Origin of the sequence: Mesotoga infera, from assembly GCA_011045915.1 — a bacterium.
Classification (GTDB): Bacteria; Thermotogota; Thermotogae; order Petrotogales; family Kosmotogaceae; genus Mesotoga; species Mesotoga infera_D.
In genome coordinates, this window is sequence record DSBT01000405.1 from 1 (window position 1) to 4,534 (window position 4,534).

At 47.2% G+C, this 4,534-nt stretch carries 5 protein-coding genes and 1 pseudogene; all 6 read right to left on the reverse strand.

Annotated features, from left to right (window positions below):
- On the reverse strand, nucleotides 1–245 hold a 245-nt coding region (locus tag ENN47_13065; protein ID HDP79077.1), incomplete at its 3' end, for a hypothetical protein.
- A gap of 417 nt (nucleotides 246–662) precedes the next feature.
- Nucleotides 663–776: pseudogene (locus ENN47_13070) on the reverse strand (hydrolase-like protein).
- A 7-nt stretch (nucleotides 777–783) separates the two neighbouring features.
- Nucleotides 784–2,454 (reverse strand): hypothetical protein, encoded by a 1,671-nt coding sequence (locus ENN47_13075; GenBank protein HDP79078.1) that lies wholly within the window; start codon nucleotides 2,452–2,454, stop codon nucleotides 784–786.
- A complete protein-coding gene (locus ENN47_13080; protein HDP79079.1) occupies nucleotides 2,411–3,169 on the reverse strand; it encodes an ABC transporter ATP-binding protein in 759 nt (252 codons plus the stop codon). Before ENN47_13080 ends, ENN47_13075 begins: the two co-directional genes overlap by 44 nt.
- Before the next feature lie 18 nt (nucleotides 3,170–3,187).
- Complete coding sequence (locus ENN47_13085; GenBank protein HDP79080.1) at nucleotides 3,188–4,060, reverse strand: ABC transporter ATP-binding protein; 873 nt, start codon at nucleotides 4,058–4,060, stop codon at nucleotides 3,188–3,190.
- Nucleotides 4,042–4,416 carry a GntR family transcriptional regulator gene (locus tag ENN47_13090; protein HDP79081.1) on the reverse strand — a complete coding sequence of 125 codons (375 nt, stop codon included), beginning with the start codon at nucleotides 4,414–4,416 and terminating at the stop codon, nucleotides 4,042–4,044. The genes ENN47_13085 and ENN47_13090 overlap by 19 nt, the downstream gene beginning before the upstream one ends.
- Between the last annotated feature and the right edge of the window lie 118 nt (nucleotides 4,417–4,534).

Below are 4,534 nucleotides of genomic sequence, written 5' to 3' on the forward strand. Positions count from 1 at the left end.
ATCGTGTCTCTTACTTCTCCAATGAAGGCGGTGATGATGGAAGCAACAATCAGGATAATAACCATTACAGACTTCAGCTGTGCAAGAAGAATCTTCCATGCGCTGCGTTTGTTCTTCTCCGTTAGCTCATTCAAACCGTACTGCTTGATTCTCTCCTCTGCCTTCGCTCCGGAGAGGCCTTTGTTTGAATCTGAGTCCAGGTTTTTAATGACTTCTGCGATTGTTTCCTGATGGTATTTCGCCATATGCCAACCTCCATATGATAAACGTGTTGCAGGGTTCGTCCCAGATCATGGACCCGTCCTTCGAGAAGACCTGTTCTTCGTTCCGACGCTACGCGTCCAAGTTCTTGGTTCTTCGTCGGAGATTTCGTCATGCTGAACTTGTTTCAGCATCCATATCCCAGATTGTGGTTCCACCAAACCTTGTATTCCAGAGACTACAATCGTTTTTTTGGCTTTTGGTCTTGCAAATTGGAACTTGCATCTTGCAACTGCTCTTCTCAATGCACAGAGTTATCTCAAAAGCGAAAATTGGCTCTTTCCACGCGAAGCGGGCATTGCAACCTGGCGTGGTCTTCGGCAGCCTTGCGTCCGTCGATGTTGCTCAGCGCAATCCGACGAAGGCGGTGAAACGTCCCCAGACGCTTCTTTAGATAGCTTTTTTGCCTCCTGGTGCAAAAGCGCCAGCATCACTTCCCCGGACGTTTCTCCGGGCATCACTTCCTCGCGCAAGCGAGCCTCGCCTCCTGCCGAAGGCAGCCTTGCGTCCGCCATGGTTTCTTCACAGATCTCTCAGGAAAAGCCTGTTCGCTCTCTTCATTAGTACAGGCCATGTAACTACGATACCAATCAAGGCGATCGCCGTCAATACTAGTGTCATGACGACTCCAGATATTGTGTCTTTCAATAGGAATGCCAGATATCCAAAACCTCCGACGTAACCAAAGACTACGGGAATTGAGAGAGCAACGTTGACGTTCTGCTTCATAGCTCTCTGAGGGTTCTCCCATTCGAGAATTGGTTTCATCGAGTCAATAATCATCTGAAGAATATTCAGGAACGTCAGGGTTATCGCTCCAACGACAAACACTACAAGCATTTCCAGGATAGACAGTCCAAGAATCACACCGAGGGCAATTGCGCCAAATGCCGGTCCTATCAAACTCAGCGTCTCGATATGAAGGAATTTGACTTTCACAATTTCATTTATTGCAACGGGAAGAACCTTCAATTCCCTGATCAGGGTGCCTTCTCTGCTGAACATCGAGGAGGCAAGACCGTTAATTCCGCCCGCAACGGCTGCGACAAGTGCGCCGACTGGAACAAAGAGCGGCTTGTACTCCTGAAACTGGTCCAGCATCTGACCTAACTGATCCGTCTGGCCAGCAACGGCCGCAATAACGAGCAGAATCGGAAAGACCAGTACATTCCCGAATCCGTTGAAAGCGAATGCCGGGACCTTCAGGAAGTACCACCATTCTCTTCTATACAGTGCGGAGAACTTTGTTTGTTGTATGCCCATAAGATCGGCTATCTCGCCTTCTTTGAGTTTTGACCGTTTGGCGAAATTCTCTTGGAGGCTCGAGTAGACAGAGTAGTAGAATTTGTTGCCGAAGAACAGAAAGACTCCAAGGGCGGCAACGTGCAGCCCAATAAATGCGAGCAGCCAAAGAAGGCCTTCGATAAATGGTTTGCTAAGAGCCTTAGCTACGAGTATCGTCGGCGGATATGCTCCGGCCGTCTTGTTTAGTATTGCATCTTCGCTCGAGAAAATTCTCGCGAACTCCTCAGCGCTTGTGTTTGGGTCAACTCTGCTGGTGAGGGAAACGAATACAAGGGAGCCAATGACGACAAGCGCGCTGATAAGGTAGACGATATTGTCTCTGTACCTCTTGAAGCGGAAGAGTCTAGAAAGCGGCAGAACGATGATCGCCGAAAGCATTATCGGCAATACCTGACTGAGCAGGAAGACTATCGCCATGAATATCCAGTATGAAATACCGGCTCCAGATCTTATCCCGTAGAGAATGTAGGCAGGAAGAATGACCGCAATCGAAATGATCATAAGATCCATAAGCACCACGAGAAACTTCGACATAAGAACCTCGGTCGACTTCAATGGGAGAGGGATCAGGACGCTCATATCATCCCCGAAGAAGAAAGTGCTTATCATAAGGAAAACACCCATGATCAGCCCGAAAAGATTCGCTATGAGAAACGGTCCGGCCAGGAAGAGCTGTTTCATGCCCGCAGCTTCGTACTGATCGTACATTGTGTTCAGCAGGCTCATGTATAGCGGTCCAAGAGAAAAGACCATCAAGAGTACTACGCCTATTATTAATGCCGGTTCCCAGAGTCTTTCTCTTTTCTTGAAGTGGTATAGGGACCTGGGTATGTTGTAGTGAGCGTTAATCAGCGTCGAGGTAAGAGAAATCACCATTTTCAGTCTCACTACCTGTCACCTCCAGGAAGAGTTCTTCCAGACTTCCCCTGCCGCTAAGCTTCCTCAGTTCATCAACGGTGCCGACGAATTCCAGCTTGCCCTTATTGATTATTCCTATCCTGTCACATATTTTCTCGGCCACTTCCATCACGTGAGTAGAGAAAAAGACTGTGTTTCCAGCCTTTACGTGATTCCTCATCATCTGTTTGAGAATGAAGGCCGATTCCGGATCTAGACCGACTATTGGTTCATCGAGGATCCAGAGATCCGGGTTATGTATGAGAGCTGCGACGAGAGAGAGCTTCTGTCTCATTCCGTGAGAGTAAGTGGAGACAGGGTCTTTCACGGCATCGGAGAGCTTGAAGTTTTGAAGCAGCTTCGAGGCCCTTTCTGCTCGCGTCTTCGGAGGAACTAGAAACACGTCGGAAATCATGTTGAGATATTGAACTCCCGTGATTTTCTCCATAACCAGCGGTTCGTCAGCAACGTAACCCATCTTCATCTTCGCTTCTACTGGCGAAGTTAGTACATCGATATTGTCGATGTGTATGCTTCCCGATGTCGGCTGAAGCAGACCGACTATCATCTTGATAGTAGTTGTCTTGCCGGCTCCGTTCGGTCCGAGAAAGCCAAATATCTCGCCTTCTTTAACGGTAAGGCTCACATCATCTACTGCCTTCACACTTCCACTATAAATCTTCGTAAGGTTTCTAATTTCGATCACGATCCTAACCTCCTGCGCTCAACGAGAATTTCTGTTTTCGCTCCTGACAAGAATCTGAAAAAACTCCTCCAGATCAGGAATCGAAATGGTTGCTTCATCTGTTTTGTAAAATCTCTCAGTTGCCTCTGAGTTTTCGACTATTATCGAAAGTCTGTTAAGTTCCTTTGCTGCCGCCAGACAGTCCGTACAACTGTCGAGTTCCTTTTCGTCAAAGGGCATCTTGACGATTCTGTACTTTTCCTTGATTCCGTCGAGGTCACCGGAGTACTTAACCTTCCCGTTTATCATAATATAGAATTCGTCTGCGATTTTTTCGACTTCGGGGATTATATGGGACGTATACAGTACAGTCTTTCCGGCAATCACCTTTTCTCTTATGAATTCGAGAGTGTCGTCTCGCATGATTGGATCGAGGCCCCATGTCGGTTCGTCCAATATGTAGAAATCTGCGTCAGCTGAAAGAGCTAATGAGATGTAAATCGCTGTCTTCATGCCGTTTGAGAAGGTTCTAATCTTCTTTGTGCAGGGAAGTTTGTAGTGTGCGATATACTTGCGCGCCTGGTTTTCGTCGAATCTGCTAGAAATTCTGCGAATCAATTTGAGGGTTTTTTCTATGTCCAGATTCTCGTAGAGATTCTTCTCCTCAGGAACGAACGAGATCATTTCCCTGACCTCATCAACGGGTCTTCCAAGAACAAGTATCGATCCGGAGTAATTGATCAGCCTCAATATGGATTTCAGTACCGTCGTTTTGCCGGCTCCATTTGGACCAAGCAGCGCGTAGATTCGTTGTTTCTCCAGCTTGACATCGATCCCGCGAACGGCCTCAACATTACCCTTATAAGTCTTTTCAAGGTTCTGTATGTCCAGGGTTAATTCATTTCTTTCCATATCTTCTCAATCACCTCCAGGAGCCTTTCCAGAGAAATTCCCGATTTCTTCAAACGAAGGATGGGCTCCCTAAGCTCAGTAGATAGGCTTTCAAAGACGTAGTCTCTTACCTGATCTCTGTCACTGACTACTATATACCCTAATCCCTGTCTTGCCATAATCAAGCCTTCCATCTCGAGTTCTCTGTAGGCTCTGGCAACAGTGTTAGGATTAACCCTGATTTGAGAGGCCATTTCACGAATTGAGGGCAGAGGATCTCCCTCCTTAAGTTTCTCCTTGAGGATCTCTTCCCTCACCCCCCTCTTGATTTGATCGTAGATCGGCAATGGGGATCTTATATCGATGTCAAACCACACATTATCACCTTCCGTACGGCTTTGCCGAGTTTCGTTGCTTGCAACAGCGAAACACTACTAGGTCATTTCGGCTTTGCACACTCTACTAAATGTCATGCTTGAACCAGATCCGTCCTTG

Coding starts and splice junctions, on each gene's coding strand:
- ENN47_13085 (HDP79080.1), bottom strand. CDS start 4,060: ATGGAAAGAAATGAATTAACCCTGGACATACAGAACCTTGAAAAGACT.